We start from the raw sequence: 26,665 nt of genomic DNA, 5'->3' as shown, positions 1-26,665 counted from the left end.
TTCTGTAACAGATGGTCAGGCTTGCGCGGAAAGGTGCCGTACCGCGTGCGCAAGCGCCAGTTCGTAGCCATGGGCGCCCAGACCGCAGATTACGCCGAGCGCCAGATCGGAGAAGTACGAGTGCTGGCGGAACGGTTCGCGGGCGTGGACGTTGGATAGATGTACTTCAATGAACGGCACCTTCACCGCGGCCAGCGCGTCGCGCAGCGCGACGCTGGTGTGGGTGAAAGCCGCCGGATTGATCAGGATGAAGGCGGTGCCGTCATCCAGGCATTGGTGTATGCGTTCTATCAGTATGTGTTCGGCGTTGCTCTGCAGCGCGGACAGGGAAAAACCAGCCGCTTTGGCCTGCTGAGCCAGGCGCCGATTGATGTCGTCAAGGGTGTCCCGGCCGTAGTGTTGTGGTTCCCGAACGCCAAGCAGGTTGAGGTTGGGGCCGTGCAGCACGAGGATGGATTGGCTCAAGGCCAGGCTCCTGTTTTTCATCTTGGCCGCGAGTTTGCCGCAATTAGCCGCAAGATGTCCAGCGTTTACGGAATTTAAAACGGTTGTTTGGTTCGCTGCGACGTGCCTTGGCGGATCTTGTTTAGAGTGAAGGCCCTAGATTTTTCGACACTTTTTCTGATTGGTAGGTTTGTGTATGCCAGGAGAATATTGTGGCGAAAAGTCGGAGAAGGCAAGGGGATCTGAGCGCGGTACTGTGCCCGGAGAGTGGGGGCGGGTATAATTCGCCGATTCCGAACGATAGTTTCCGCAATGCAGCTTTCCGATTTCGACTACCACCTGCCCGAGGCGCTGATCGCGCAGCACCCGCCATCCGAGCGCGGCGCCAGCCGCCTGTTGCACGTGGACGGCATGACGCTGTCCGACCTGAGTTTCGCCGATCTGCCGTCCCGGCTGCAAGCCGGCGACCTGTTGGTGTTCAACGACACCCGCGTCATCCGCGCCCGTCTGTTCGGCGAAAAAGCCAGCGGCGGCAAGGTTGAGGCCTTGGTCGAACGCGTGCTGGACGACCACACCGCGCTGGCCCATGTCCGCGCCTCCAAATCGCCGAAGCCGGGCAGCCGGCTGATCTTCGCCGGCCGCTGGGAGGCGGAGATGGTGGAGCGCCACGACGCCTTGTTCAAACTGCGCTTCCTGGCGGAAGAAAACGTCTACGACATCCTGGAAGCCTCCGGCAAGCTGCCGCTGCCGCCGTACATCGAGCGCAGCGCCGAGCATGACGACGACGAGCGCTATCAGACCGTCTACGCCCGCGAGCAGGGCGCGGTGGCGGCGCCGACCGCCGGCCTGCACTTCACCGACGAGATGCTGGCCGGGCTGAAGGCCCAGGGCGTGGAAACCGCCTTCGTCACGCTGCACGTCGGCGCCGGCACCTTCCAGCCGGTGAAGGTGGACAATGTGGCCGAGCACAAGATGCACAGCGAGATCTACGATATTCCGCAGGCCACGGTGGATGCCGTCGCCGCCGCCCGCGCCCGCGGCGGCCGGGTGGTGGCCATCGGCACCACCAGCGTGCGCGCGCTGGAGTCGGCCGCCCGCAGCGGCGAATTGACCGCCGGCCGAGGCGAAACCGACATTTTCATTACGCCAGGATACCGTTTCCGCGTGGTGGACCGCCTGCTGACTAATTTCCATCTGCCGAAATCGACGCTGCTGATGCTGGTGTCGGCCTTCGCCGGCTACGACGAGATTTTCCAGGCTTACCGGCACGCGGTGGAGAAGGAATACCGTTTCTTCAGCTACGGCGACGCGATGTTGCTGGAAAAGAAGGCCTGACCGCGCCGCCGCGGTCCAACCAGATATAGAGGGATCATGCCCATGTCCGGACTCGCGCCCGACGCCGCCCAGCCGGTGGAAATCCAGCTGCACCAGGTGTCCAAGATATTGGAGATCGCCTTCGACGACGGCGCCCGCTTCGAGCTGCCGTGCGAATACCTGCGCGTCCACTCGCCGTCGGCGGAAGTGCGCGGCCATGGCGTGGGCCAGGAGAAGCTGCAGACCGGCAAGATGCATGTGGGCATCACGGCGCTGGAGCCGGTCGGCCACTACGCGCTGAAGATCACTTTCGACGACGGCCATGACAGCGGCCTCTACAGCTGGACCTATCTATACGAGCTGGGCGCCAAGCGCGGCCAGTATTGGCAGCAATACCTGGACAAGCTCGCCGCCGCTGGCGCGAGCAGGGAGTGAGCATGGAAAAGAGCACGCATTTCGGTTACAAGACCGTGGCGGAGAGCGACAAGGCCGGCAAGGTGGCCGAAGTCTTCCACTCGGTGGCCAGCAAATATGATGTGATGAACGACCTGATGTCCGGCGGCCTGCACCGGGTGTGGAAGCATTTCACGCTGACCACCTCCGGCGTGCGCGCCGGCGACAAGGTGCTGGACATTGCCGGCGGCACCGGCGACCTGTCGCGAGGCTGGGCCAAGCGCGTCGGCAAGACCGGCGAAGTGTGGCTGACCGATATCAACAGCTCGATGCTGACCGTGGGCCGCGACCGCCTGCTGGACGAGGGCGTGATCCTGCCGGTATCGCTGGCCGACGCCGAGAAGCTGCCGTTCCCGGATAATTATTTCGACGCCGTGTCGGTGGCCTTCGGCCTGCGCAACATGACGCATAAGGATGCGGCGCTGAAGGAAATGTGCCGGGTGCTGAAGCCGGGCGGCAAGCTGTTCGTGCTGGAGTTCTCCAAGGTGTGGAAGCCCTTGTCGCCGTTCTACGACTTTTACTCCTTCAAGGCGCTGCCGGTCATGGGCAAACTGGTGGCGAACGACGCCGATAGCTACCAATACTTGGCGGAGTCCATCCGCATGCACCCAGACCAGGAGACGCTGAAGCAGATGATGCTGGACGCGGGCTTCGGCAAGGTGGACTACCATAATCTAACCGGCGGCGTTGTTGCGCTGCACAAGGGCATCAAGTTCTGATGCTGGCCGAGTTGGCGGCGCGTTTGGCCGAACTGGGAATCGTTCCCGCTGACTTGCACGCGCGGGGGTTGGAAATTCATGCTGAGCCGGCTGAGCTGGCGTTGGCGGAAACCAATGCGGAAGGGCGCGAGTTTTATCTCGTCCCGTCTGCGGCGGCGGCCTGGCAGGCCATGCGTGCGGCTGCGGCGGAGGATGGGGTGGAGATTTTCCTGTTGTCTGCCTTCCGGAGCATGGAGCGCCAGCACGAGATCGTCGCCGCCAAGCTGGCGCGTGGTCTGGACTTGGGCGAGATACTGCGTGTCAGCGCCGCGCCGGGTTTCAGCGAGCATCACACCGGCTGCGCTGTCGATATCGGCGCGCCCGGCTCTTTGCCGCTGGAAGAAGTGTTCGAAGCCACCACCGCCTTTGGCTGGTTGAGTTGCCGCGCGGCGGATTTCGGTTTTCATCTGAGCTACCCGCGCGGCAACGCCAGCGGCTATCTGTACGAGCCCTGGCATTGGCGCTGGCGGGCATAGCGGGAGCAGACACATGGCCTTGACCATCGCCGCATTTAATCATCTGCTGAACCAGCACCCGACGCGGCGCGCCGAGCTGGCGGCCCATGTCGGCCGCAGGGTGGCGATCGCGTTGCCGCCGCTGCATGTGGCTGGCGTGATCACCGAGGAAGGCTGGCTGGCCGCCTGCGACGGCGAGCCTGAGGCCAGACTGAAGCTGCGCCACGGCGCGGTGCTGTCCCACCTGTCCGGCCAGGCTCCGAAACTAGCGGATATCGCGCTGGAAGGCGACGCCGAGCTGGCGTCGGCAGTGGGGCGCATCGTTGGCCAACTGCACTGGCACGCCAGCGAGGATTTGTCGCGGGTGTTCGGCGACGTGGCCGCGCAGCGGATGGAAAATCTGGCGCGCGGCCTATTCGGTTTCAAAGGCCAGCTGGCTTTCCGCCTAGCCGACGGCTGGATCGAGCATCTGCGCGAGGAAGCGCCGTTGCTGGCGAGTCGCCATCTGGTGCAGCGTTTTGTCGCCGAAGTGGATCTTCTGCGCGACGACGCCGGCCGGCTGGACAAGCGGCTGGAGCGACTGGAAGCCGCGCTCAACCATAAACAGAATTCCCAGACCTGACGGATTTATGTCGATATCGCGTTCGCTGAAGATTGTTGCCACCCTGTACCGTTACGGTCTGGACGATTTCCTCGAGGGCCACTCCAAGCTCGCCTTCCTGCACAAGCTATTCGCCCTGAGCCCGGTCCGACGCGACACCTCAGCGCCGTTGCCGCAGCGGGTGAGGCTGGCGCTGGAGAGCCTCGGGCCTATCTTCGTCAAGTTCGGCCAGGTGCTTTCCACCCGCCGCGACCTGCTGCCGCCGAAGTATGCCGACGAGTTGGCCTTGCTGCAGGATCGGGTGCCGCCGTTCGACGGCGAAATCGCCCGCGAGGTGGTGGAGCGCAGTCTGGGCCGCAAGGTGGAAGAGCTGTTTGTCGATTTCGACCTCAAACCAGTTGCCAGCGCCTCGGTTGCCCAGGTACACAAGGCCTGGCTGCGCCAGCCGGACGGCAGTCGCGGCCGCGAGGTGGCGGTCAAGGTATTGCGGCCGGGCATCTTACCGGTGATCGAGCAGGATTTGTCCTTGATGCGCACGCTGGCGGGCTGGGTGGAGCGGCTGTTCGCCGATGGCAAGCGATTGAAGCCGCGAGAGGTGGTGGCCGAGTTCGACAAATACCTGCACGACGAGCTGGATATGATGCATGAGGCGGCCAATGCCTCTCAGCTGCGCCGGAACTTCAAGGGGTCGCAGCAACTGATCGTGCCGGAAGTGTTTTACGACTACTCCAGCCGGGACGTCTTGACGCTGGAGTGGATGCACGGCATCCCGGTGGGGCAGATCGAGCGACTGCGCGAAGCCGGCGTCGACCTGAAGAAGCTCAGCCGTTTCGGCGTGGAGATTTTCTTCACCCAGGTGTTCCGCCACGGTTTTTTCCATGCCGACATGCATCCGGGCAATATCTTCGTCGCTGACGACGGCCGTTACATCGCGCTCGATTTCGGCATCGTGGGCAGCCTGACCGACACCGACAAGCATTACCTGGCCGTCAACTTCCTGGCCTTCTTCAACCGCGACTATCACCGTGTGGCCACCGCCCACATCGAGTCCGGCTGGGTGCCCAAGGATACCCGCGCCGAGGAGTTGGAGGCCGCGGTGCGCACCGTGTGCGAGCCGATCTTCGAGAAGCCGCTGAGCCAGATATCGTTCGGTATCGTACTGTTGCGCCTGTTCGAGACCAGCCGCCGCTTCAACGTGGAGATCCAGCCGCAATTGGTGCTGTTGCAGAAGACCTTGCTCAATATCGAGGGTCTGGGCCGGCAGCTGGATCCTGAGCTGGACTTGTGGGACACCGCCAAGCCCTTCCTGACCAAGTGGATGAACGAGCAAGTTGGCTGGCGGGGCCTGCTGCGCACGTTGAAGAATGAGGCGCCGGAATGGGCGACCACGCTGCCGACCCTGCCGCGCAAGCTGAACGAGGCGCTGGGCTCGGCCAAGACCGACCTTCTGGTGGAAGGCTATATGCACCTGATGCGCGAGCAGAAGCGGCAGAATTTCCTGCTGCTGTTGATCGCCATTCTATTGGCCGGGCTGCTGGCCAAGTCCCTGCTTTGATCGATGTCTAGCCATCGCCGAGCCGCTCCCGACGAGCGGCTTTTTCATGTCTGCGGTTTGTCGGCAAGGCTCGGGAACGGATTGTGTAATCAGGCGATTGGCATGGCTGCGCCATGGCATGGTGCTAATTATCGGCAGCCTCATCAATCCGCAGCCAAAATGCGGTAACCTTGGCGAAAAATACCACTAATAAGGAGCAGCTTATGTTAAGCCGCAACGCGGCCGTGCCGCGGATCGTCATCGTAGGGGGCGGGGCAGGGGGGCTGGAGCTGGCCACCAGGCTGGGACGCACGCTGGGCGCCCGCCATCGCGCGCAGATCGTGCTGGTGGATGGCTCGCCCACCCATATCTGGAAACCGCTGCTGCATGAAGTGGCCACCGGCGCGCTGAACACCGGCGAGGACGAGGTCAACTACTTCGCTCATGGCTACCGCAACGGCTACGATTTCGAGTTCGGCTTCATGCAGGGCCTGGATCAGGCGCGCCGCACCATCCGCCTGTCGGCGATACCCGGCAGCGATGGCCAGCTGCTGAGCCCCGAGCGCGAGATCGGCTACGACTGGCTGGTGATCGCCGTCGGCGCGGAGGCCAACGATTTCGGCACGCCCGGCGTGGCCGAGCACGCGATGTTCCTGAATACCCCCAACGATGCCGAGAAGCTGCGCCACCGCGTGTTGGAGCAGGCCTTCCGCGCCAGCAGCGGCGAAGCCCCGGCGCGCGCGTTGTCCATTGCCATCGTCGGCGGCGGCGCCACCGGCGTGGAACTGGCGGCCGAGCTGAACCACACCATGTGCGAGCTGCACCACTACGGCGCGCGTTTGCAGCCGGAGCGGGTGAAGATCAGCGTGATCGAAGGCGCGGACCGCATTCTGGCCGCCGCGCCGCCGTCCTTGTCGGCCTATGCCGAGGAGCAGTTGGCCGGCAAGCACATTCAGGTGTTGACCGGCAGCCGGGTGGCGGCGGTGGAGGCGGACGGCGTCGCCTTGTCCGATGGCCGCAAGGTGGAGGCTGACATCACAGTGTGGGCTGCGGGCGTCAAGGCGCCGGGCTGGCTGGCCGGCCTGGATGGGCTGGAAACCAACCGCATCAACCAGCTGGTGGTGGATATCCGGCTGCATTGCGCCGGCGGCGACTGCATTTTCGCGATGGGCGACTGCGCGGCCGCGCCGGATGGCGACAGCGGCCGCATGCTGGCCGCCACCGCGCAGGTGGCGCACCAGCAGGCGCGCTATCTGGCCGACGAGCTGGCGCGCAGGCTGGACGACAAGCCGGCGCGGCCGTTCGCCTTCAAGCCGCAGGGCATGATGGTGTCGCTGGGCAAGCACACCGCGGTGGGCAGCCTGGCGGCGGTGGTGGGGCCGAAGCGCGATTACCATGTGGAAGGCCGCGGCGCGAAGCTGATCTACGCGTCGCTGTACCGGATGCACCAGGCTGCCGTGCATGGCTGGGTGCTGGCGATTCTGCTGTTCATCGGCGACAAGCTGCGCCGGGCGGCGCGGCCGGCGTTGAAGCTGCATTGATGATGGCGCAGGCTGTTTAGGCCCGATGTAGGTATGTTTTAGAGAATGCCGCTCACTTGCTGAAAGTGAGCGGCATTTTATTTGGCCATGTGGCAGGTTGTTGGCTTTACCGTTTGGGCGAATGGTTGGCAGGGCGACCATATTTACCCTTCAGCACGCGCCGGTAAAAAAAGGGGCTGGCCAGGTTTTAAGCCGCCGATTTGTTCGACGCCGCGCGACGTTAGCGCGCGGCTAGTTTCGGCGGCTCCTGGCCAGCCGCTTTTTTACCGGGATTTCGCAGGCTGCGGGGGCGGCCTGGGATCGCCAAGGGGCTGGCCGCCCAGCCCCTGGCCCGTTTGGCGGGCGGAACCGCCACCTAAAATATTATCCGCGCAGCGGATGCATCTGATGATTTGCCATGGCGAGGCTGTTGTTTTGTCATTCGCTGCATGGATATCACCCGCTTGAATGTGTGCTGCGCCGCAGCTTGACCCATTACCGCCTTTCTTTGATGCTGTTTTGCCATTCGCATATCGAAGGAGCGGGCATGGAGTTGGGCAAGTGGTTGGATGAGCGTCCGCTGGGCGGGTTTCAGTACCGGCTGTTGGCGTTGTGCGGGGTGTGCATGATTCTGGACGGCTTCGACGTGCAGGCGATGGGCTATGTCGCGCCGGCCCTGCTGGAGGATTGGGGCATCGCCAAATCGGCGCTGGGGCCGGTGTTCGCCGCCGGACTGTTCGGTCTGCTGCTGGGCGCTTTGCTGTTCGGCGTGTTGTCCGACCGCATCGGCCGTCGGCCAGTCTTGCTGGCCTGTACTCTGATCTTCGCGTCGGGGATGTTGGCGACGGCGGCGGTTCAGACGCTGCCGCAGCTGATCACGCTGCGCTTCCTCACCGGTCTGGGCCTGGGCGGCATCATGCCCAACGCGATGGCTTTGGCCGGCGAGTACAGCCCGGCGCGGCGGCGGGCCAGCCTGATGATGGTGATTTCCTGCGGTTTCACCGCGGGCGCGCTGCTGGGCGGCTTGCTGGCGGCATGGCTGATTCCGGCGCACGGCTGGCGCTCGGTGTTCATCGTCGGTGGCGTCGCGCCTTTGCTGCTGTGGCTGCCGATGCTGCTCGGCCTGCCGGAGTCGGCGCGCTTTCTGCTGCTGCGCGGCCGCGCGGAGCAGGCCTTGTTCTGGCTGCGGCGGATGGAGCCGGGCTTGCCGGCCGATTGCCGACCGTGGCTGGCCGAGCCGCCGTCGGCGGGGAATTCCGTGGCCGCGCTGTTCGGCGACGGGCTGGCCCGGCGCACGTCCTTGCTGTGGCTGCTGAGCTTCCTGAACCTGATCGTGCTGTATTTTCTGTCCAACTGGATGCCGTCGCTGCTGCGCGCGCAGGGCCTGCAGATGCGCGACGCGCTGCTGGCGGGCAGCATGCTGCAGTTGGGCGGCGTGGCCGGCACGCTGCTGTTGGGGTGGTGGATAGACCGCGGCGGGTTCCGCCGCGCTTTGCCGCCCTGTTTCCTGTTGGCCGCGCTAGGCTTGTGGCTGCTGGGGCAGGTGGAGGGACAGGCCTTGTGGCTGTACGCGCTGTTGTTCTGCGTCGGCTTTTTCATCATCGGTGGCCAGCCGGCGGTCAACGCGCTGGCGGCAAGCGCCTATCCCACCGGACTGAGAGCCACCGGCGTCGGCTGGAGCCTGGGCATAGGCCGAGTCGGCTCGGTGCTGGGGCCGTGGCTGGGCGGCGTGCTGATCGGCCTGGCCTGGAGCCAGGCGGCGCTGTTCGCCTTGCTGGCGCTGGTGTCGGTGGCTTCGGCCGCGGTGGTGTGGGCCTATCACCGCGACGGCGGCCGGCCGCGCAGGCGCGAGGCGCTTTAAATCGCCAGCAGGGCGGCGACTACGCGGCGGTCTTCGGCCAACAGGATGTTGAAGGTGCGGCAGACGGCCTGGGTGTCCATGCATTCGACGCCGATGTGAGCCTGGGTCAGCGCCGCGTACAGCCGGGGATGGACGAAGCGCTGGGCGGCGCCGGAGCCGAACAGCACGACTTCGGGCCGGTAGGCCAGCAGCGCCTCGAAGTGCTCGGCGGCGAGGCTGGCGAAGTCCGGCGCGGACCAGACCGCCACCTCGTCGGCGCTGACGATCAGGTTGCCGTCGCGGCGCTGGGCGTTGATCAGCACGTGGCCTTCGCCGTAGCCGGTAAACAGGTTTTTGCCCTGTCCCTGCGACTGATGCATTTTCATCGGAATGGCTCCATTGGCGTGTGTGGGTGGCGCGGCGGGCGGGCCGAGCGGCGGCGCTGTGCAGCGCACCAAAGATTGGGATAGGATTATACCCAGACCCGGGGCCGGCGCGACCACGCGCGAAGCGTGGTTTCCAGCCGGCCGGACAATGACAAGAGATCCCATGAAACAACCACACCGCCAGCGCAAGACCGTTCCGTCCGGCGGGCGGCCTGAAACGGAAACCGCCGCCGCCATGCAGCCAGTACACAAATCGCAGAAACTCGCCAACGTCTGTTACGACATCCGCGGTCCGGTGCTCGAACACGCGAAGAAGATGGAGGACGAGGGCCATCGCATCATCAAGCTGAACATCGGCAATCCGGCGCCGTTCGGCTTCTTCGCGCCTGACGAGTTGATCGAGGATGTGATCGCCAATCTGCCGGCGGCGTCCGGCTATTCCGATTCCAAGGGATTGTTCGCCGCGCGCAAGGCCATCATGCACTACGCGCAGCAGAAGCATCTGCCGAATGTGGCGATGGACGACATCATCGTCGGCAACGGCGTGTCCGAGCTGATCGTGATGGCGATGCAGGCTTTGTTGGACAACGGCGACGAAGTGCTGGTGCCGGCGCCGGACTATCCGCTGTGGACCGCCGCGGTGAGCCTGGCGGGCGGCCGCGCGGTGCACTATGTCTGCGACGAGGAGCAGGGCTGGTTCCCCAGCATCGACGACATCCGCGCCAAGATCACGCCGTCCACCCGCGCCATTGTCATTATCAACCCCAACAACCCGACCGGCGCGGTGTATCCGGCCGAGCTGCTGCAGCAGATCGTCGAAGTGGCCCGCCAGCATCAGCTGATCATCTACGCCGACGAGATCTACGACAAGGTGCTGTACGACGAGGTGAAGCACACTTCGATCGCGTCCCTGGCGCCGGATCTGTTCGTGGTGACCTTCAACGGCCTGTCGAAAAACTACCGCGCTTGCGGCTACCGCGCCGGCTGGCTGATCCTGTCCGGCGAGAAGAAGCACGCCAAGGACTATATCGAGGGCCTGAACATGCTGGCCTCGATGCGCCTGTGCGCCAACGTGCCGTCGCAGCACGCGATCCAGACCGCGCTGGGCGGCTACCAGAGCATAGACGACCTGGTGGCGCCGGGCGGCCGCCTGGCCCGCCAACGCGATCTGGCCCACAAGCTGCTGACCGACATCCCGGGCGTGTCCTGCACCAAGCCGCAGGGCGCGCTGTACCTGTTCCCCAAGCTCGATCCCAAGGTGTACCCGATCGCCGACGACCAGCAGTTCATCCTGGAGCTGCTGCAGCAGGAGAAGGTATTGCTGGTGCAGGGCACCGGCTTCAACTGGATTGCGCCGGATCACTTCCGCGTGGTATTCCTTCCCAACTCGGACGATCTGATCGAGGCCATCGGCCGCATCGCGCGCTTCCTGGAAAGCTACCGCAAGCGTCACGGCGCCGCCGAGTAAGCGTTTGACCTGGGGCGGCGGACAGTCCTCCGCCGCCTGAGGACTGTCTGGACAGGCTTGGCCTGTCCAGACGGCCTTCGGCCGGAATAAAACCAGGGACTGAATGGAGATGTGCATGAAACCGATCAATATCGGCCTGCTGGGCGTGGGCACCGTAGGCGGCGGCACCGCCACCGTGCTGAAACGGAACGCCGGCGAGATCACCCGCCGCGCCGGCCGCGAGATCCGCCTGCTGGTGGCCGCCAGCCGCGACGCGGCCAAGGCGCGCGCCGCGCTGGGGCCGGAGGTGTCTGTGGTGGACGACGTGCATCAGGTCGTCGACAACCCCGAAGTCGACATCGTGGTCGAGCTGATCGGCGGCGACGCCATCGCCAAGGAACTGGTGCTCAAGGCCATCGCAAACGGCAAGCACGTGGTCACCGCCAACAAGAAGCTGCTGGCGCTGCACGGCACCGAGATCTTCGCCCGCGCGCAGGAAAAAGGGGTGATGGTGGCGTTCGAGGCGGCGGTAGCCGGCGGCATCCCCATCATCAAGACCCTGCGCGAAGGCCTGGCGGCCAACCGCATCGAATGGATCGCCGGCATCATCAACGGCACCTCCAACTTCATCCTGACCGAGATGCGCGACAAGGGCGCGAGCTTCGCCGACGTACTGGCCGAGGCGCAGAAGCTGGGTTACGCCGAGGCGGACCCGACCTTCGACATCGAAGGCCACGACGCCGGCCACAAGCTGACCATCATGGCGGCGCTGGCCTTCGGCATCCCGATGCAGTTCGACCAGTGCTATCTGGAAGGCATCAGCAAGCTGGACGGCCGCGACATCCGCTACGCCGAGGAGCTGGGCTACCGCGTCAAGCTGCTGGGTCTGACCCGCCGCACCGACAAGGGCGTGGAGCTGCGCGTGCACCCGACGCTGATCCCGGAGGGCCGGCTGATCGCCAACGTCAACGGCGTGATGAACGCGGTGCTGGTCAAGGGCGACGCGCTGGGTCCGACGCTGTACTACGGCGCCGGCGCCGGCGCGCTGCCGACCGCGTCGGCGGTGGTGGCCGATATCGTCGACGTCACCCGCCTGTTGACCTCGGACCCGGAGCACCGCGTGCCGCATCTGGCCTTCCAGCCGGACCAGCTGCAGGATCTGCCGATTCTGCCGATCGCCGAGGTCACCAGCTCCTACTACTTGCGAATCGGGGCGATAGACCGCGCCGGCGTGTTGGCCAACATCACCCGTCTGTTGGCCGAGAACGGCATCTCGATCGAGGCGCTGATCCAGAAGGGCTCGATCAGCGACGGCACGGCCGAAGTGGTGATCCTGACCCATCGGGTACAGGAGAAGGCGATCAACCGCGCCATCGCCGGCATCGAGGAGTTGGACAGCGTTGCTGGCCAGGTGGTGCGTTTGCGAATGGAAGAGTTGAATGACTAAGTTCTTGCAAGCCGGCCTGTGCGCCGCGCTGCTTTCCAGCATGGCGGCCGCGACGCCGCTCAGTTCCGGCCAGCACCAACTGCTGCAGGGCTTCCTGATGCGAAGCTGCGTCAAGCGCACACCGGCGTCCGACGGCGTCGGCCAGCCCGGCAACGAGCAGGTGCAGCGCTACTGCCAGTGCGCGAGCGAGAAGCTGGCCGGCACCTTCTCCGAGGAAGAAGTGATGGGGGTGGTCACCGGCCAGATCAAGAAGGACGATCCGCGCGGCAAGCAGAGGCTGAAGGAAGCCTCCGCCGCCTGCGGCCAATACCTGGAACAACATTGATGCGATATATCAGTACCCGCGGCGGCATGGCGCCGCTGCCGTTTTGCGAAACCGTGCTGATGGGCCTGGCGCCGGACGGCGGTCTGCTGCTGCCGGAGCGCTATCCGCAAATCGACCGCGCCATGCTGGACGCCTGGCGCGGCCTGGGCTACGCCGAGCTGGCGTTCGAGATCATCCGCCTGTTCGCCGACGACATCCCGGCGGACGACCTGAAGGGCATCGTCGCGCGCGCCTATCGGGCGGAGACCTTCGGCAGCGAGGCTATCACGCCGGTCAAGCGCCTGCATGACGGCCTGGCCATCCTGGAGCTGTCCAACGGTCCGACGCTGGCGTTCAAGGACATGGCGATGCAGTTCCTCGGCCAGCTGTTCGAATATGTGCTGGAGAAGCGCGGCGAGACGCTGAACATCCTGGGCGCCACCTCCGGCGACACCGGCTCCGCCGCCGAATACGCGATGCGCGGCAAGCGCGGCATCCAGGTGTTCATGCTGAGCCCGGACGGCAAGATGAGCGCCTTCCAGCGCGCGCAGATGTACAGCCTGCAGGACGGGAACATCCACAACATCGCCATCCAGGGCATGTTCGACGACTGCCAGGACATCGTGAAGGCGGTGCAGAACGACCACGCCTTCAAGGCGAAGCATAAGATCGGCACCGTCAATTCGATCAACTGGGCCCGGGTCGTCGCCCAGGTGGTGTATTACTTCCACGGTTATTTCCGCGCCACGGCGAGCAACGACGAAAAGGCCAGCTTCTGCGTGCCGTCCGGCAACTTCGGCAACGTCTGCGCCGGCCACGTGGCGCGCCAGATGGGGCTGCCCATCGAGCGCCTGATCGTCGCCACCAACGAGAACGACGTGCTGGACGAATTCTTCCGCACCGGCCGCTACGCGCCGCGCGGCAGCGAGCGCACCTATGTCACCTCCAGCCCGTCGATGGACATCTCCAAGGCCTCCAACTTCGAACGCTTCGTGTTCGATCTGGTCGGCCGCGACGGCGAGACGGTGAAGCGGCTGTGGGCCGAAGTGGACGCCGGCGGCGGCTTCCAGCTGGATGCGGAGACCATGAGCCGGGTGCGCGACGCGTTCGGCTTTGTGTCCGGCAAGAGCGCGCACGCCGACCGCATTGCGACCATCCGCCAGGTGGACGCCGAGGACGGCGTGGTGGTGGATACCCACACCGCCGACGGCATCAAGGTGGCGCGCGAGCTGCGCCGCGAAGGCGAAACCGTGGTTTGTCTGGAAACCGCGCTGCCGGCCAAGTTCGCCGAGACCATCCGCGAGGCGCTGGACCGCTATCCGCCGCGGCCGGCCGGTTTCGAGGCGCTGGAATCGCTGCCGCAACGGGTGGTGACGCTGCCGGCGGACGCCGGCCAGGTGAAGGCCCTGATCGAGAAGACGATGGGCTGATTCCGGCACGGCGCTCAGGCAAAAAAAAACAGGCTCCCTCGGGAGCCTGTTTCGTTTTGGGCGAAATGATCAGAACGACATGGCGACGCCGATGTTGCCGCCGGTCTGGTTGCCGCCGTTCTTGCCGCTGGTGGCGGTCAGTTGGCCGAAGGCGGTGATGGTCTTGTTGAAGTTGGCGCTGACGCCGGCGGTCCATTCCATCCAGTTGGCGTCCGGCTTGCCCAGGTTGGTGGTCCAGTCGCCGACGGTGGTGGCGAGGCCGGCGGTCACGCTGCGGTCGTTCTGCTTGAACTCGTGGGCGAAGCTGACCTTGGCGTAGGGGCTGAACTTGCCGACTTCGGCGTCCAGCTGCCAGCCGACGCGGCCCACCAGCGAGCTGACGTTCTGGCTGGAGAAACTCATGCTGCTGCTGTTGCCGCCTTGTTCGGCGAAACCGGCGATCTTGGCGTAGGCGTAGTCCAGGCCCGCCACCGGTCCGGTGGTGACGCCGCGGTACTGCATCCGGTAGCCGCCGGCGGCGCGCAGGCCGAACTGGGTGGCGCGGGTTTTGCCGTCTATGCCCACCGTTGTCGGCCCCAAGGTCACGTTGCGGTGGGTGTCGAGATCGCCGGAGCCGATGTGCAGGTCGCCGTCCACCCAGAATTTGTCCTGGTTGTAGCTGGCGAAGCCGCTCATCAGCGTGGTGCGGTCGTTGAGGCTGCCCGGCGTGCCCACGCTGTCGACATCGGTCTTGCCCTGCTGGCGGGACATCGCCAGGCCGACGCTCAGCGCCGGCGTGGCCTGGAAGTCCAGACCCACCGTGTACAGCTGGCCCTTGGGCTTGGCCGACAGCCCGCCGTAGCTGGCCTTGCCGTCGCCGAAGGCGCCGTTGACGAAGGCGCTGACTTCGCCGACCGCGCGCTTCTGCGAGCGGATGGCCTGGTAGCGCGCGTCCAGCGCGCCGCCCAGCTGGCGGGCGTTGTTCAGCGACGACTCCGGAATGGCGGCGGCGAAGTAGGGGGCCTGAGTTAAACCGTAATAGTAATCTCCGACTATTTTATAGGCAGCAGGGGTTGGATGCAGTGCATCGGTGAATAGGTAGATTAGTCCAGGTGTTGTTTTTGTATTTTGATAGCAATAAATTGCGGATTGAGGGCAGGCCGAGCCAGATGTATTGGTAATGCCATATGCTTGGGGGTTGGCCAGGATTTCCTTAAACAGCGTATTGATATCGGCTCGAATGATATTGTGCTGCAAACCTGCGGAAACCAGGCCGTTATCCACCAATTGGTTGTAACCACCCGACAATTGCTGTAGCAGGTTTTGGGTCAGCGAGTTTGTTTGGTTAAAGGTCCCAGCAGGCTGGCCCAGTGTGGATGCTGCGGCATTCAAGGCCTGAGTAATAAGTGCGCTGGAGTTTGTGGTTTGTCCTGAGCTGAGGACGCTCCATGCAGATTGCCAGGCATTCTGAAGATTGCTTCCGCTGAGGCCTGCGGCTTGGAGAGTAGCAAGAACTGCCAGCGGCGCAGCGGAGATATCTGGCAAATTGGGAGCCAGAACTAGGTTTGCACCTGCGGCGCGTAAGGCCCCGATTGATTGGATCGTAGAGGTGGCCGATGTCGTGAGATATGTTGTTCCAGCGGTTGTCGCGGCGGCATTGCCCGCAGCTGCCGCGGCAGTTGGGCTGGCACCTCCTGTCAGTGCGTTGATGTAGGCAGTCTGATAGGCGGAGCCTGCTTTTCCCGCTGCGGCGATTACATCATTTCCGCCAATCCATACCGAGTAGATCGCATTTGGATTGGCTTTTCCGCCAGTTTGCGCCAAGTAGGTTTGTACTTGACCTTGCAAGTCAGCGACGTTGATGGCGTCTGCAGTTGGGGTGTCTGTGATATCGCTGGGTTCGCGGGTGGCCGGGCTGGCTGTTTGTGCTTGGGCCCCGCCTTGCGCGTAGTTGTTGCCGCTGCTGCTAGTGTGAGCAGCATTGGCGGGATTGTTGGTGCTGACCGTCAAACCATAATGCCCTGCAAAAACTTGAGACCAGTTGGTGCCTGTGTTGACTCCCAAGGTCCAGCGTGCGTTTACGGGCAGGCCCCCGAGTCCGCCAAAGGCGCCAGTGTCGGTTAGGCTGTCGCCGAAGAAGTAAATATTGCTGTAAGCATGGGCGGCTGCGGGCAGCGCCATCGCGGTGGCCAGGGCGAGAGTCGTCAAGCGGTTGCGCATCATGTTCCTCTTTTCGTTCGGGGGTGTTGTCTGCCGTTATTAGTGTCAAGAGTCTAAGCTCTAATCAAACGATTATTCGAATATGACCGCCGTTTGTCAATCGCCGTCGCGTCGGGAGGGAGCATCGGTTAAAATGCAGATATGCGAAGACTAATCATCGGCCTGTGCTGGCTGCTTGCCGCTGGCCTCGCCTGGGGCGGCGGAACGCAGGATCTGGCGCAGCTGGAGCGTCTGGCGAATCTGTTTCTGAAGCGCGAGCTGGAAATGCGGGCCGCCACATGGACGCTGGGACAGCTGGACCGACGGTTGGCGGTGCCTGCTTGCAAGGCGCTGAAAGCGGATTGGGCGACGCCGGGCGTGACCACCGGATCCACTTTCGTGGCGGTGTCCTGTCAGGAGCTGGGCTGGTCCTTCCGCATTCCGGTGAGGATCAATGAAAAGCGGCTGGGCGTGGTGCTGAACCGCGCGATGGCGGCTGGCGAGACTATCAGCGGCGACGATGTGCGGGTGGTGGACATCAGCAATCCCGCCTTGGCCAGCAATGTGCTGACGGACGCCAGCCAGGCGGTGGGGCAGGTGTTGCGGACCGGCGCGCCGGCCGGCGTCTGGGTGCGCAACTTCATGGTGCGCGCGCCGTATCTGGTGCGCAGCAACCAACGGGTGAAGGTCTTGGCGCAAGGCGATGGCTTCAGCGCCGAAGCCGAAGGCACGGCGATGGCCAACGCCGCTCAAGGCGAGCAGATCAGCGTCCGGCTCAGCACCGGCAGGGTGGTGCGGGGCATGGTTCAGGCCGATGGCAGCGTGGCTGTGGTTTTCTAGACTGGGAAATCTCGCAGAAAATAGTTCAAGAGATTGTTTTTTCGGTCGATAATAGGATCAGTTGAGTTTAGCTACGGGAAGGTCAGGCCATGAAGATCGACAATTCGGGCAAGCTGTCGGGCACCTACAGCACCCAGAGCAAGCCGTCGCCCCGTGCCTCCTCCAGCTCCAGCAGCAGCGCGAGCGCTGGCGACGACAGCGTGAAGATCGATTCGCTGGCGAGCAAGCTGAGCGCCATCGGCAACGATCCCAGCACCCAGCAGCCGTCGTTTGACGCGGCCAAGGTGGAGCAGATCAAATCCGCCATCGCCAACGGCAGCTTCAACATCAATGCCGACAAGATCGCGGATGGCTTGATTTCGTCTGCCCGCGAGTTGCTGAAGGGCTGAGGCGTAAGCCTGGACGGATAACGGAAGAAGCGATATGTCAGCCGTCGAGCAGTTCGTCAATTGTTGCCGGGACGAGATCAAAATCGTCGACCGGCTTGTCGGCTTGCTGGAACAGGAGCAGGCACTGCTGATTCAGGGCGAAAGCCAGCAACTTGAGGGCGTGGCGGACAGCAAGAGCGAGGTGCTCGACCTGCTGGCCGCGCAGTCGTCCCTGCGGGGACGGTTGATGGAGTCGCTGGGCGTGCAGGACAAGGACACGCTGTACATCTGGCTGGCGGATAAGCCGGAGGCGTGCGTTGAATGGACCCGGCTGGAAGACGCGGTGAACCGCGCGCAGAGCATCAACCAGCTGAATGCCGTTTTCGTCAACGAGCGTCTGGCGCTGGTGGAAGGTTCGCTGGATGTTCTGCGCAGCGCAGCCGCTGCGACGCTGGGCTATGGCCGGGACGGCCAAACGCCGGAACTGGTGACCGGACGCCGTTTGCTTGGGTCTGCCTGAGCTGGTCTGGCGGGAATGATTTGCAAGGGGCGCGCGAAGCGCCCCTTGTTGTTTCTGGCGCGGCCGCGATATCTCGGGTGGGCGCGCCCCTGCCTTTATGGTATCTTCCCCAGCGGTCCCGTGAAAACCGCTAACCAGAATCCATGACCCTGATTTCACTGATTCTTGCCCTGGCCCTAGAGCAATTGCGCCCGCTCGGCAATCGCAACCGGGTGTGGCTGCTGTTCACCCGTTACGCCAACCATCTTGAGCGCAACCTGAATGCCGGAGCCGAGCGCCACGGCGTGCTGGCTTGGCTGGCCGCCATTGTGCCGGCTCTGCTGTTGAGCCTGTTGCTGTTCTATTCGCTGAAGGCGATGAGTCCTATCCTGGCGCTGGCCTTCAATGTCCTGGTTCTGTATCTGACCATGGGCTTCCGCCATTTCTCCAGCGCCTTTTCCGAGATTTCCCAGGCTCTGGCCGAAGGACGGGAGTACGATGCCCGCGTGGCGCTGGCGAACTGGACCGGTCTGCCGACCGCGGAGCTGTCGGTGGAGGAGATTGCCCGGCTGGCGATCGAGCAGGGCGTGGTCGACAGCTACCGCCACGTGTTCGGCACGATGTTCTGGTTCGTGGTGCTGCCGGGGCCATCCGGTGCCTTGCTGTACCGCTTGTGTTCTATGCTGAATCAGAAGTGGGGCAGCCGAAATGCCGATGAAGATCCGTTCGGCCTGTTCGCCGCCCGCTTCGCTGCTTGGCTGGATTGGATTCCCGTGCGGCTGACCGCGATCTCGTTCGCGATCATGGGCGATTTCGAGGATGCGGTCTATTGCTGGCGTTCCCAGGCGCGAACCTGGGGCAACTACGCCAACGGTATCCTGCTGGCGTCCGCCGCCGGCGCGCTGGGCGTCAAGCTGGGCGATCCGCTGCGCCAGGACTATTCGGTGAAATACCGGCCGGAACTGGGGCTGGGCGACGAAGCCGATCCCAGCTTCTTGAAAAGCGCGGTCGGCTTGGTGTGGCGCTCCGCCCTGCTGTGGCTGGCTGTAACGCTGCTGATCAGCGTGGTTAGCCATATGGGTTGATCTCGTGTCGCCGCCTGAGGGCGGCGCGTTTTTGTCTGCCGCCGGTTTAGAGCGGCCAGCAAGGCAAGGGCCCGGAGCCGGGCGATGCCGAGTGAGTCTGGCCGCTATTATTGATGAACATCGGGGCGCGTTGGCGCGAAAGGCGCAACGTGCCCTTACGTATTGCAGGAGTGTGTTGAATGTTGTTTTCCGAACTCGGCTTGTCGCCGGAAATCCTGCGCGCGATTGATGAACAGGGCTATAGCCAGCCGACGCCGATCCAGGAGAAGGCGATTCCCCTGGTGCTGTCCGGCCGAGACCTGCTGGCCGCGGCACAGACCGGCACCGGCAAGACCGCGGCCTTTATGCTGCCGATTCTGGAGCGGCTGAAGAAGTTCGCCAATACCAGCGTATCGCCGGCCATGCACCCGATCCGCGCGCTGGTGCTGTCTCCGACCCGCGAGCTGGCGGACCAGATCGGCGTCAATGTGCAGAGCTACACCAAGTACCTGCCGCTGCGCGCCACCACCGTGTACGGCGGCGTCAATATGGATCCGCAGACCCAGGAGCTGCGCCGCGGCGTGGAAGTCCTGATCGCGACCCCGGGCCGCCTGCTGGATCACATTCAGCAGAAGACTGTGCAGCTGAACAAGGTGGAAGTGCTGGTGCTGGACGAAGCAGACCGCATGCTGGACATGGGCTTTATCCAGGATATCCGCAAGATCATGGGCATGTTGCCGAAGGAACGCCAGACGCTGTTGTTCTCCGCGACCTTTGCGCCGGAAATCAAGCGTCTGGCCGCCGATTTCATGCATACGCCGCAGACTGTGGAAGTCGCGCGCCAGAACGCTACCAACGAGCAGGTCGAGCAATTGGTGTTCAAGGTGGACAATTTCAAGAAGCGCCAGGTGCTGGCCCACTTGATCCGTTCGCGCGAGATGAGCCAGGTGATCGTGTTCTGCAAGACCAAGATCAGCGCCGACCAGCTGGCGCGCGATCTGAAGCGCGACGGTCTGGACGCCGAAGCCATTCATGGAGACAAGACCCAGGGCACGCGCCTGGAGACGCTGGCCGCGTTCAAGGAAGGCAAGCTGCGCGTGTTGGTGGCCACCGACGTCGCCGCGCGCGGCCTGGATATTTCCGAGCTGCCTTATGTGGTGAACTTCGAGCTGCCCAACTCGCCGGAAGACTATGTGCACCGTATCGGCCGCACTGGCCGCGCCGGCGCCAAGGGTGTGGCGATTTCTCTAATGGGCCCGGAAGAGACGCGCCAGCATGAGGCGATTGAAAAACTGACCAAGCAGACGCTGACGCCGCAGAGCGTCGACGGATTCTGGGCGCAGGCGCCTGCGCCGCAGCGGCCGAGGCCGGCGCAAACGCGCGAAGCGTCGTCGCGCGATCTGGCGCCGGCGCAAGCGCCGGTGTTGTCGGCAGGCAAGGGCGAAGGGCTGAAGCAAGCCCGTCCGGGCCGCCGCAACCGCAAGGAAAAGCGCGAGGTGCCGGCCTTGCTGCTGCCGCCGCGCTACAAAGTCGAAATCATCCGTTAATGGCTGTTAACAAAACCCCGCTGAGGCGGGGTTTTGTTTTGGCGGCGATTCCGAGAAAACGAGGGTGCGTTGGAGAAAGGATGTTGAATCCGACGGCAAGGAAGTCGATGACGATGAGCGGAGGAGGTTACGCCTGCTGAGCAGGCGGATGCTGCTGGCCGCGGCTTGCCAGGCGGGGCCTGTGCCGGCTGCGGGCTCTGGTGCATGATGCCGCCATCCATTGCAGCGATCTCAATTGCCCAATCTGCCATCCATAGTGTCGTCAATCGGCGCGGCTTTGACATGAGGCGAGAAAAACGCCGCAGCGGAAACGCGGCCGGCGTTTTATTTTCAGGATCTAGGTTCAGGCGTTGTCGCCGGGGCGCAAGGGCAGCGCGGCGATGTCGCGTACTGGAGTGCCGGCGTCGCGTTTGGCATCGGCGTGGCGGAATTGATCGCGCACTTCCTGCACCAGCAGGAAGGGGGTGTCAGCCGGCCAGGATTCGTTCCAGGTGGTGGCAGTCATCGGCTCTGCCGACTGGGTTGGCGCGTGGTTGACTGCGTAGGTCTCGAATTGCCAGAGCAGGCTCAGCATCAGCAGCGTAGGCAGGCCGCGCCGCCAAGCATGGAAAACAGGTGTGGTCATGGTGGGGATAGACCGTTCATCCGGGGTAAAGTTGCCTGACAGATTATATGGATGGAAATGAGAATGGAATAGTTTGCGGCCTGGGCATCGCCTGAGGCCGTGGATCAGGCCATGCGGCCCAAGCCGCGCGGTTCTTCCAGCCCGGCCGGATCGATGTGGGTCATCACATCCAGAACCGGCAGCTCATTCAGCACGCGGCCGCGGGCGCGCTCGGTGATTTCATGGGCCTGGTAGACATTGATGCGGCCATCCACTTCCAGATGCACGTCCACCAGGATCAGGTCGCCCATCTTGCGGGTGCGCAGGTCGTGGATGCCGACGATGCCGGGCGTGCCCAGCAGGGTGTCGCGGATGGCCGCGATGTCTTCCTCGCTGGCCGCGCGGTCCATCAGGTCGTGCAGCGCGTCCCAGGCGAAGCTCCAGCCCATTTTGCCCACCAGCAGGCCGACGACCAGGGCTGCCACCGGGTCCAGAATCGGATAGCCCATCAGATTGCCGGCCACGCCGGCGGCGACCACCAGCGAGGACGCGGCATCGGAGCGCGCGTGCCAGGCATTGGCCACCAGCATGCTGGAGCGTACCCGTTGCGCCACCGCCAGCATGTAGCGGAACAGCGTTTCCTTGGCCAGCAACGCCAGCGCGGCGATCCACAAGGCCAGCGAGTGCACCGAGGGGATGTCTTCAGGGTGCAGGAACTTGCCTGCCGCCGAGTACAGCATGCCGCCGCCGACGGCCAGCAGCAACAGCCCGAGAACCAGAGACGCGGCGTTTTCGTAGCGCTGATGGCCGTAATGGTGGTCGTCGTCCGGCTCTTTGCCGCTGTGCCGGCCAGCCAGCAGGACCACGAAGTCGGCGAACAGGTCGGACAAGGAGTGCACGCCGTCGGCGATCAGCGCGGAGGAATGCGACCACGCGCCGGCCACGATCTGCAGCGTGGACAGCACGATATTGACGGCGACGCTGACCAGCGTGCTGCGGCGAGCGGCCTGCCGGCGTTCGGCGTTGTCGGCTTCGTCGCGGGCAAAGGTGTGGGTTTGGCTCATGGTGATTCGCATCGGCTGATCATCTTGGTATTTTATAATTGTTTTCTCTATCGGTCATTAAATTTTGATTTATAAAGTAAATGATAATGAAAACGATAATGAGCCGCAGAGACCATTAATTAAATATGGTCAAACCCCCTGAGGCCGGCTGATGAGCGGGGAATGGCCGGGAGGCGGCGTTGATTGCGTTTCTAAAAGCGCCGCGAAGCCAGGTAGAGCAGATAGGCCAGCGACAGCAGCACCAGCGTGCCGCTGAGCCAGCAGGCCAGCCATTCGAGCAACTGCCACGGGGCGTGGCGGCGGGCGAGCGGCCATGCCCGCCGCCTGGCGGCGCGATCGAACAACAATAGCCAACCCTGAAGGGTGATGTCGGCCCAGCGTTCGAGGCCATGCCGCAGCATGGCGCTGTCCGGATGGAAACCGCGGGAAGGAAAAAACAGTTTCATGGCGTGGCACCGGGCCTGGAGCTCTCTCTTTGAAATTAGCAGATCCGAACCCGGCGCGCCGTTGAAACCCCGCGTCGCGGGGGCGACTGCCGCTATAATCCGCGGATGGACAACGCACACACTCCCCCATTCGCCGGCCTGACGCCGGATGCCATTCTCGACGCCGTGGAAAGCTTGGGCCTGCGCGCCAGCGGCAGCTTGCTGGCGCTCAACAGCTATGAAAACCGCGTCTACCAAGTGGGCCTGGACGACGAAGCGCCGCTGGTGGCCAAGTTTTATCGTCCGGAGCGCTGGAGCGACGAGGCCATTCTGGAGGAGCATGCGTTTTCCCTGCAGCTGGCCGAACGCGAGATTCCGGCGGTGCCGCCGCTGGTGTTCGACGGCCGCACCTTGCATAGCCATGGCGGCTTCCGTTTCGCCCTGTTCGCCCGGCGCGGCGGCCGGGTGCCGGAGCTGGATCGGGACGAGACGCTGCAATGGGTCGGGCGCTTTCTGGGCCGCATCCACGCGGTGGGCCGGACCGAGGCCTATCGTTACCGCCCGACGCTGGATATCCAGAGCTTCGGCCGCGAGCCGATGGATTTCCTGCTGAACGGCCGCTTGTTGCCGCCGGAGCTGGAGGAGGTTTACCGCGGCGTGGCGGAGCAGGCGCTGCAGGGCGTGGCGCGCTGCTTCGAGCGGGCCGGCGCGGTGGCGCAGCTCAGGCTGCATGGCGATTGCCATGTCGGCAATCTGCTGTGGACCGACGCGGGGCCGCATTTCGTCGACTTCGACGACAGCCGCACCGGCCCGGCGGTGCAGGACCTGTGGATGCTGCTGTCCGGAGACCGGGCCGAACAGTCGCGCCAGCTGGGCGAAGTGCTGGCCGGCTACGAGGACTTCTGCGAGTTCGACCTGCGCGAGCTCAATCTGCTGGAGGGGCTGCGCACCTTGCGGCTGATGCATTACAGCGCCTGGCTAGCGCGCCGCTGGCATGATCCGGCCTTTCCGGCGGCCTTCCCCTGGTTCGGCGCGCAGCGTTACTGGGAGGAGCAGATCCTGGCCTTGCGCGAGCAGATCGCGCTGATGGACGAGCCGCCGCTGTGGTCGTGCTGAGCGGCGCTCAGCTCGCGGCGCCGGCGGTGGGCAGCACCGGCGGCTGCCGGGTCCACTCCAGAAAGGCGGCGGCAGGCAGCGGCCGGGCGAAGTAATAGCCCTGGCCCAGCTGGCAGCCGCGTTCCGACATCAGCCGGTAATCTTCCGCGGTTTCTATGCCTTCGGCGACCGTGGACAGCTGCAGCCGGCGCGCCATTTCGATGATGCTGTTGAACACGGCTTGAAGGTGGGGCTTGTCTGAGATGCCGGTGACCAGGGATTGGTCGATTTTCAGCTCGGTGAAGGGGAAGCGGGTCAACTGCTGCAGAGTGGCGAAACCGGTGCCGAAATCGTCGATGGACAGGCCCAGTCCCGCCAGCCGCAATCGGACCGCGCAGCCTATCGCCTGCGCCAGGTTGTCGACGATGGCGGTTTCCGTCACCTCGAATATGATGAAGCGCGGCGGCACGTGGCTGCCGCGCACGTAGCACTCGATCTCGTCCACCAGGTCGTCGCCGCGCAGCGACAGCGCGGACAGGTTGACCGACAGCGGCAGGCGCAGGCCATGGCGCGCCCATTCCTGCCACTGCGTCAGGCCCTGGCGCAGCATCAGCATGGTCAGCTCGGTGGCCCAGCCGCTTTCTTCTATCACCGGGATGAAACGGCTGGGCGGGATCAGGCCCAGGTCGGGGTGCTGCCAGCGCGCCAGCATCTCGGCGCCCTTGACCCTGCCGTCGGCCAGATTCACCTTGGGTTGGTAGTAGGGGATGATCTGGCCTTGCTCCAGCGCGACGCGGACCTCGCTCGCGGCTAGTTGCGAATCGTCGGACCGCTCGGTCTTGGGCGTCCAGACGCGGTGCATCAGGTCGAGCAGGGCGGGCAGCTGCAGCGGCTTTTGCAGGCAGCCCAGCACCGGCAGGCCCAGCTCGCGGCCCATCAGCTCCACGGTGGAGATCAGCAGGTAATCCTTGCCCGAGGTGATGATGACGGGCGCGCTCAAGCCGGAGCGCGCCATCTCCTGCATCACTTGCACGCCGTCCTGCTTGGGCATTTCCAGGTCCAGCAGCAGCAGGTCGGGCATCTGCACCCGCATCAGGGTCAGGCCGCGCTCGCCGTCCGGCGCCTCGCGCACGCTGGCGATGCCGAGTTGGCGGCACAGATCCGTCGCGTGCTGGCGTTGCACCCGGCTGTCGTCGATGATCAGGATGTCGTGGATGTCCATGCGGCGCGATTCGTCCTGTTCAGCGGCAAATGGCTTTGGCGATCAGTTCCAGAGACATCACCTCGTCGGCGGCGCCCAGTTTGATCGCCTCTTTGGGCATGCCGAACACCACGCAGCTTTCTTCGTCTTGGGCGATGGTCTTGGCGCCGCAATCGTGCATCTCCTTCAGTCCCTTGGCGCCGTCGTCTCCCATGCCGGTCATGATGATGCCCAGCGCGTTCTTGCCGGCGAATTTGGCGGCGGAGCGGAACAGCACGTCCACCGATGGCTTGTGGCGGCTCACCAGCGGGCCGTCCACCACTTCCACTTGGTAGTAGGCGCCGCTGCGCTTGACCATCATGTGCTTGCCGCCGGGAGCGATCAGCGCGCGGCCGGGCAGGATGCGGTCGCCGTTGTCGGCCTCCTTCACCTCGATCTGGGACAAGCTGTTCAGCCGGTCGGCGAAGGAGCGGGTGAATTTCTCAGGCATGTGTTGGACGATGGCGAGGCCGGGGCAGGTTCTGGGCAACTGAGTCAGCACCGCCTCCAGCGCCTGGGTGCCGCCGGTGGAGGTGCCGATGGCGATGATGCGCTCGGTGGTGGCGAACACATTGCTGCCGGTGGGGGCGGACAGGATGGCGTCTGCCGACAACTTGGGGCGGGTTTCCAGCGGGTTGCCGCTGCTGGCCGACGGCATCACCCGCACCCGGTTCATCCGCGCGGCGGCGGCGCAGCGCACCGCCATCACCAGCTCGTGCGAGCTCTCCTCGAGAAAGCCCTTGACGCCGGAGACCGGCTTGGCGATGACCTCCACCGCGCCGGCGGCCATCGCCTGCATGCTGATGTCTGTGCCTTTCTGTGTCAGCGACGAACAGATCACTACCGGCGTCGGCCGGCTGGCCATCAGCTGTTTGAGGAAGGTGATGCCGTCCATCCGCGGCATCTCCACGTCCAGCACGATCACGTCCGGCCAGTGCGCCTTCATCTTGTCCATCGCCATATAGGGGTCGTTGGCGACGTCCATCACCTCGATGCCGCTGGCCGCGGTGAATACCTGGCTCAACACCTGGCGGACCACGGCGGAGTCGTCGACGATCAAAACCTTGATGCTCATTTGCGCGTCCTCGTGTTGGGAGCCTGCTCCAGCTCGGCTTCTTGCGATTGCTTGATCCAGACGTTGCCGCTGGAGACGTCGAACAGCACCAGACGCGGACAGTTGCCCCCCAGGTCCTCGGCCAGCAGCTTCAGGCCGAGCTGCTTCACCATCGAACGCGCCTGCTGAATATTGCGGGAGGGGACATCGTGGCTGAGCTTGCGTTCCCGGCTCAGCAGCATCGAAGCGCCGCCTATCAGCCTGGCCTGGAATTCCAGCAGCGGCAGGCCGGTGGCCAGGATCTCGCGCAGCAGCAGCAGCATCGCTTCGTCGCCGTAGCGGCCGGACAGCGATTCGCCGCGGTGGGGCGTGCGCTGGGCGAGCAGGTAATGGCACATGCCGCCGACCCTGGCTTGCGGGTGCCACAGCGTGATCGACACGCAGGAGCCCAGCAGGGTGCGGATGCGGGTCTGGCTGTCGCCGAAATGCCAGTCGCCCGGATGCAGGAATACCGCCTCGCCCGCCGGCTCTGCGGTAGGAGAGGGGGGCGAGCGAGGATCGGCGGGAGCCGCCGGACGCGCCGGCGGAGTGTGCGGCATGGTGCTGGCCTTCCAGGTGCGCGGCTTTGCAGCCGTTGGTGTCGTCATGGTTTCAATCTAGTACAGCGCGTTGTCAGAAGCGGAACATGTCTTCCAGTTCGTCGGCCTCCCCGGCGGGCGGCGGCGCCCCCGTCATCGGCGCCGCGGCCGGGAGC

27 protein-coding genes are annotated in these 26,665 nt (G+C 64.4%); 18 read left to right on the top strand and 9 right to left on the bottom strand.

All coding sequences use genetic code 11. The annotated features are described in order from the left end of the window. Nucleotides 1–15: 15 nt before the first annotated feature. Nucleotides 16–486, bottom strand: a complete 471-nt coding sequence (aroQ, locus tag LQR33_RS16615) for a type II 3-dehydroquinate dehydratase (protein ID WP_205692646.1) — start codon at nucleotides 484–486, stop codon at nucleotides 16–18. Nucleotides 487–756: 270 nt separating this feature from the next. On the opposite strand from aroQ, the gene queA reads away from it, so the two are divergent. The 8 genes from queA to LQR33_RS16575 all read left to right on the top strand — a co-directional run bounded on the left by queA (nucleotide 757) and on the right by LQR33_RS16575 (nucleotide 8,940). Continuing rightward, nucleotides 757–1,779, top strand: a complete 1,023-nt coding sequence (gene queA / locus LQR33_RS16610; RefSeq protein WP_166440983.1) for a tRNA preQ1(34) S-adenosylmethionine ribosyltransferase-isomerase QueA — start codon at nucleotides 757–759, stop codon at nucleotides 1,777–1,779. 42 nt (nucleotides 1,780–1,821) lie between these two features. Further along, complete coding sequence (locus LQR33_RS16605) at nucleotides 1,822–2,193, top strand: gamma-butyrobetaine hydroxylase family protein (RefSeq protein ID WP_231469778.1); 372 nt, start codon at nucleotides 1,822–1,824, stop codon at nucleotides 2,191–2,193. 2 nt (nucleotides 2,194–2,195) lie between these two features. Continuing rightward, the gene (ubiE, locus tag LQR33_RS16600) at nucleotides 2,196–2,930 is read left to right on the top strand and encodes a bifunctional demethylmenaquinone methyltransferase/2-methoxy-6-polyprenyl-1,4-benzoquinol methylase UbiE (RefSeq protein WP_166440985.1); all 735 of its coding nucleotides are present in this window, start codon (nucleotides 2,196–2,198) and stop codon (nucleotides 2,928–2,930) included. Nucleotides 2,931–2,998: 68 nt separating this feature from the next. Beyond that, nucleotides 2,999–3,445: a M15 family metallopeptidase gene (locus tag LQR33_RS16595; RefSeq protein ID WP_221666391.1), complete on the top strand. Its 447-nt coding sequence runs from the start codon at nucleotides 2,999–3,001 to the stop codon at nucleotides 3,443–3,445. Between the two features lie 13 nt (nucleotides 3,446–3,458). Next, nucleotides 3,459–4,046, top strand: a complete 588-nt coding sequence (locus LQR33_RS16590; RefSeq protein ID WP_221666392.1) for a ubiquinone biosynthesis accessory factor UbiJ — start codon at nucleotides 3,459–3,461, stop codon at nucleotides 4,044–4,046. 7 nt (nucleotides 4,047–4,053) lie between these two features. Further along, the gene (ubiB, locus tag LQR33_RS16585; protein ID WP_166440988.1) at nucleotides 4,054–5,580 is read left to right on the top strand and encodes a ubiquinone biosynthesis regulatory protein kinase UbiB; all 1,527 of its coding nucleotides are present in this window, start codon (nucleotides 4,054–4,056) and stop codon (nucleotides 5,578–5,580) included. Between the two features lie 203 nt (nucleotides 5,581–5,783). Then, nucleotides 5,784–7,100 carry an NAD(P)/FAD-dependent oxidoreductase gene (locus tag LQR33_RS16580; protein ID WP_221666394.1) on the top strand — a complete coding sequence of 439 codons (1,317 nt, stop codon included), beginning with the start codon at nucleotides 5,784–5,786 and terminating at the stop codon, nucleotides 7,098–7,100. A 526-nt stretch (nucleotides 7,101–7,626) separates the two neighbouring features. Then, entirely contained in the window at nucleotides 7,627–8,940 is a 1,314-nt protein-coding gene (locus LQR33_RS16575) for an MFS transporter (RefSeq protein ID WP_166440990.1), read from the top strand. Here LQR33_RS16575 and LQR33_RS16570 read toward each other — a convergent pair. Next, nucleotides 8,937–9,305 (bottom strand): Mth938-like domain-containing protein, encoded by a 369-nt coding sequence (locus tag LQR33_RS16570; RefSeq protein WP_166440991.1) that lies wholly within the window; start codon nucleotides 9,303–9,305, stop codon nucleotides 8,937–8,939. The genes LQR33_RS16575 and LQR33_RS16570 overlap by 4 nt on opposite strands. Nucleotides 9,306–9,540: 235 nt before the next feature. Between LQR33_RS16570 and LQR33_RS16565 the strand changes: the two genes are divergently transcribed. From LQR33_RS16565 to thrC, 4 genes are all read left to right on the top strand, one after another. After that, nucleotides 9,541–10,773 (top strand): pyridoxal phosphate-dependent aminotransferase, encoded by a 1,233-nt coding sequence (locus LQR33_RS16565; RefSeq protein WP_166441034.1) that lies wholly within the window; start codon nucleotides 9,541–9,543, stop codon nucleotides 10,771–10,773. Nucleotides 10,774–10,888: 115 nt separating this feature from the next. Then, complete coding sequence (locus LQR33_RS16560) at nucleotides 10,889–12,199, top strand: homoserine dehydrogenase (RefSeq protein WP_166440992.1); 1,311 nt, start codon at nucleotides 10,889–10,891, stop codon at nucleotides 12,197–12,199. After that, nucleotides 12,192–12,524, top strand: coding sequence for a hypothetical protein (locus LQR33_RS16555; RefSeq protein WP_166440993.1), 333 nt, complete (start codon nucleotides 12,192–12,194; stop codon nucleotides 12,522–12,524). Before LQR33_RS16560 ends, LQR33_RS16555 begins: the two co-directional genes overlap by 8 nt. After that, nucleotides 12,524–13,933, top strand: coding sequence for a threonine synthase (gene thrC, locus LQR33_RS16550; RefSeq protein WP_231469776.1), 1,410 nt, complete (start codon nucleotides 12,524–12,526; stop codon nucleotides 13,931–13,933). The genes LQR33_RS16555 and thrC overlap by 1 nt, the downstream gene beginning before the upstream one ends. 69 nt (nucleotides 13,934–14,002) lie before the next feature. Here thrC and LQR33_RS16545 read toward each other — a convergent pair whose 3' ends face one another. Next, entirely contained in the window at nucleotides 14,003–16,093 is a 2,091-nt protein-coding gene (locus LQR33_RS16545; protein WP_231469788.1) for an autotransporter outer membrane beta-barrel domain-containing protein, read from the bottom strand. A 180-nt stretch (nucleotides 16,094–16,273) separates the two neighbouring features. On the opposite strand from LQR33_RS16545, the gene flgA reads away from it, so the two are divergent. From flgA to LQR33_RS16520, 5 genes are all read left to right on the top strand, one after another. After that, entirely contained in the window at nucleotides 16,274–16,951 is a 678-nt protein-coding gene (gene flgA / locus LQR33_RS16540) for a flagellar basal body P-ring formation chaperone FlgA (protein WP_231469774.1), read from the top strand. An 89-nt stretch (nucleotides 16,952–17,040) separates the two neighbouring features. Further along, nucleotides 17,041–17,340, top strand: a complete 300-nt coding sequence (flgM, locus tag LQR33_RS16535; protein ID WP_166440997.1) for a flagellar biosynthesis anti-sigma factor FlgM — start codon at nucleotides 17,041–17,043, stop codon at nucleotides 17,338–17,340. Nucleotides 17,341–17,374: 34 nt separating this feature from the next. Beyond that, nucleotides 17,375–17,839 carry a flagella synthesis protein FlgN gene (locus tag LQR33_RS16530; protein ID WP_166440998.1) on the top strand — a complete coding sequence of 155 codons (465 nt, stop codon included), beginning with the start codon at nucleotides 17,375–17,377 and terminating at the stop codon, nucleotides 17,837–17,839. Nucleotides 17,840–17,982: 143 nt separating this feature from the next. After that, nucleotides 17,983–18,903, top strand: coding sequence for a CobD/CbiB family protein (locus tag LQR33_RS16525; protein WP_166440999.1), 921 nt, complete (start codon nucleotides 17,983–17,985; stop codon nucleotides 18,901–18,903). 179 nt (nucleotides 18,904–19,082) lie between these two features. Then, a complete protein-coding gene (locus LQR33_RS16520; RefSeq protein ID WP_166441000.1) occupies nucleotides 19,083–20,429 on the top strand; it encodes a DEAD/DEAH box helicase in 1,347 nt (448 codons plus the stop codon). A 343-nt stretch (nucleotides 20,430–20,772) separates the two neighbouring features. On the opposite strand, the gene LQR33_RS16515 is transcribed toward LQR33_RS16520, so the two are convergent. The 3 genes from LQR33_RS16515 to LQR33_RS16505 all read right to left on the bottom strand — a co-directional run bounded on the left by LQR33_RS16515 (nucleotide 20,773) and on the right by LQR33_RS16505 (nucleotide 22,543). After that, on the bottom strand, nucleotides 20,773–21,054 hold the full coding sequence (locus tag LQR33_RS16515) for a hypothetical protein (RefSeq protein ID WP_166441001.1): 282 nt from the start codon (nucleotides 21,052–21,054) through the stop codon (nucleotides 20,773–20,775). Between the two features lie 104 nt (nucleotides 21,055–21,158). Further along, complete coding sequence (locus LQR33_RS16510; RefSeq protein ID WP_221666401.1) at nucleotides 21,159–22,097, bottom strand: cation diffusion facilitator family transporter; 939 nt, start codon at nucleotides 22,095–22,097, stop codon at nucleotides 21,159–21,161. A 191-nt stretch (nucleotides 22,098–22,288) separates the two neighbouring features. Further along, nucleotides 22,289–22,543 carry a hypothetical protein gene (locus LQR33_RS16505; RefSeq protein WP_166441003.1) on the bottom strand — a complete coding sequence of 85 codons (255 nt, stop codon included), beginning with the start codon at nucleotides 22,541–22,543 and terminating at the stop codon, nucleotides 22,289–22,291. 105 nt (nucleotides 22,544–22,648) lie between these two features. Here LQR33_RS16505 and LQR33_RS16500 point away from each other — a divergent pair, with 105 nt between their 5' ends. Beyond that, nucleotides 22,649–23,638 carry a serine/threonine protein kinase gene (locus LQR33_RS16500; RefSeq protein WP_231469772.1) on the top strand — a complete coding sequence of 330 codons (990 nt, stop codon included), beginning with the start codon at nucleotides 22,649–22,651 and terminating at the stop codon, nucleotides 23,636–23,638. A gap of 7 nt (nucleotides 23,639–23,645) precedes the next feature. Here the strand turns inward: LQR33_RS16500 and LQR33_RS16495 are convergent, their stop codons facing one another. The 3 genes from LQR33_RS16495 to LQR33_RS16485 are packed head-to-tail and all read right to left on the bottom strand — an operon-like array spanning nucleotide 23,646 to nucleotide 26,558. Then, nucleotides 23,646–24,839 carry an EAL domain-containing response regulator gene (locus LQR33_RS16495; RefSeq protein WP_221664332.1) on the bottom strand — a complete coding sequence of 398 codons (1,194 nt, stop codon included), beginning with the start codon at nucleotides 24,837–24,839 and terminating at the stop codon, nucleotides 23,646–23,648. Nucleotides 24,840–24,858: 19 nt separating this feature from the next. Continuing rightward, on the bottom strand, nucleotides 24,859–25,932 hold the full coding sequence (locus LQR33_RS16490; protein ID WP_104946226.1) for a protein-glutamate methylesterase/protein-glutamine glutaminase: 1,074 nt from the start codon (nucleotides 25,930–25,932) through the stop codon (nucleotides 24,859–24,861). Continuing rightward, a complete protein-coding gene (locus LQR33_RS16485; RefSeq protein ID WP_231153066.1) occupies nucleotides 25,929–26,558 on the bottom strand; it encodes a chemotaxis protein CheD in 630 nt (209 codons plus the stop codon). Before LQR33_RS16485 ends, LQR33_RS16490 begins: the two co-directional genes overlap by 4 nt. Between the last annotated feature and the right edge of the window lie 107 nt (nucleotides 26,559–26,665).

The sequence above is a fragment of the Chromobacterium piscinae genome, assembly GCF_021129175.1.
Classification (GTDB): domain Bacteria; phylum Pseudomonadota; class Gammaproteobacteria; order Burkholderiales; family Chromobacteriaceae; genus Chromobacterium; species Chromobacterium piscinae.
Note: the sequence above shows the minus strand (reverse complement) of the source record. Positions and strands in the feature narration are given on the sequence as shown.

Coding starts and splice junctions, on each gene's coding strand:
- LQR33_RS16575 (WP_166440990.1), top strand. CDS start 7,627: ATGGAGTTGGGCAAGTGGTTGGATGAGCGTCCGCTGGGCGGGTTTCAG.
- LQR33_RS16580 (WP_221666394.1), top strand. CDS start 5,784: ATGTTAAGCCGCAACGCGGCCGTGCCGCGGATCGTCATCGTAGGGGGC.
- LQR33_RS16530 (WP_166440998.1), top strand. CDS start 17,375: ATGTCAGCCGTCGAGCAGTTCGTCAATTGTTGCCGGGACGAGATCAAA.
- LQR33_RS16500 (WP_231469772.1), top strand. CDS start 22,649: ATGGACAACGCACACACTCCCCCATTCGCCGGCCTGACGCCGGATGCC.
- LQR33_RS16560 (WP_166440992.1), top strand. CDS start 10,889: ATGAAACCGATCAATATCGGCCTGCTGGGCGTGGGCACCGTAGGCGGC.
- thrC (WP_231469776.1), top strand. CDS start 12,524: ATGCGATATATCAGTACCCGCGGCGGCATGGCGCCGCTGCCGTTTTGC.
- LQR33_RS16590 (WP_221666392.1), top strand. CDS start 3,459: ATGGCCTTGACCATCGCCGCATTTAATCATCTGCTGAACCAGCACCCG.
- flgA (WP_231469774.1), top strand. CDS start 16,274: ATGCGAAGACTAATCATCGGCCTGTGCTGGCTGCTTGCCGCTGGCCTC.
- ubiE (WP_166440985.1), top strand. CDS start 2,196: ATGGAAAAGAGCACGCATTTCGGTTACAAGACCGTGGCGGAGAGCGAC.
- LQR33_RS16495 (WP_221664332.1), bottom strand. CDS start 24,839: ATGGACATCCACGACATCCTGATCATCGACGACAGCCGGGTGCAACGC.
- LQR33_RS16510 (WP_221666401.1), bottom strand. CDS start 22,097: ATGAGCCAAACCCACACCTTTGCCCGCGACGAAGCCGACAACGCCGAA.
- LQR33_RS16520 (WP_166441000.1), top strand. CDS start 19,083: ATGTTGTTTTCCGAACTCGGCTTGTCGCCGGAAATCCTGCGCGCGATT.
- aroQ (WP_205692646.1), bottom strand. CDS start 486: ATGAAAAACAGGAGCCTGGCCTTGAGCCAATCCATCCTCGTGCTGCAC.
- LQR33_RS16515 (WP_166441001.1), bottom strand. CDS start 21,054: ATGACCACACCTGTTTTCCATGCTTGGCGGCGCGGCCTGCCTACGCTG.
- LQR33_RS16490 (WP_104946226.1), bottom strand. CDS start 25,932: ATGAGCATCAAGGTTTTGATCGTCGACGACTCCGCCGTGGTCCGCCAG.
- flgM (WP_166440997.1), top strand. CDS start 17,041: ATGAAGATCGACAATTCGGGCAAGCTGTCGGGCACCTACAGCACCCAG.
- LQR33_RS16505 (WP_166441003.1), bottom strand. CDS start 22,543: ATGAAACTGTTTTTTCCTTCCCGCGGTTTCCATCCGGACAGCGCCATG.
- LQR33_RS16565 (WP_166441034.1), top strand. CDS start 9,541: ATGCAGCCAGTACACAAATCGCAGAAACTCGCCAACGTCTGTTACGAC.
- LQR33_RS16485 (WP_231153066.1), bottom strand. CDS start 26,558: ATGACGACACCAACGGCTGCAAAGCCGCGCACCTGGAAGGCCAGCACC.
- LQR33_RS16570 (WP_166440991.1), bottom strand. CDS start 9,305: ATGAAAATGCATCAGTCGCAGGGACAGGGCAAAAACCTGTTTACCGGC.
- LQR33_RS16525 (WP_166440999.1), top strand. CDS start 17,983: ATGACCCTGATTTCACTGATTCTTGCCCTGGCCCTAGAGCAATTGCGC.
- LQR33_RS16545 (WP_231469788.1), bottom strand. CDS start 16,093: ATGGCGCTGCCCGCAGCCGCCCATGCTTACAGCAATATTTACTTCTTC.
- ubiB (WP_166440988.1), top strand. CDS start 4,054: ATGTCGATATCGCGTTCGCTGAAGATTGTTGCCACCCTGTACCGTTAC.
- queA (WP_166440983.1), top strand. CDS start 757: ATGCAGCTTTCCGATTTCGACTACCACCTGCCCGAGGCGCTGATCGCG.
- LQR33_RS16555 (WP_166440993.1), top strand. CDS start 12,192: ATGACTAAGTTCTTGCAAGCCGGCCTGTGCGCCGCGCTGCTTTCCAGC.
- LQR33_RS16605 (WP_231469778.1), top strand. CDS start 1,822: ATGTCCGGACTCGCGCCCGACGCCGCCCAGCCGGTGGAAATCCAGCTG.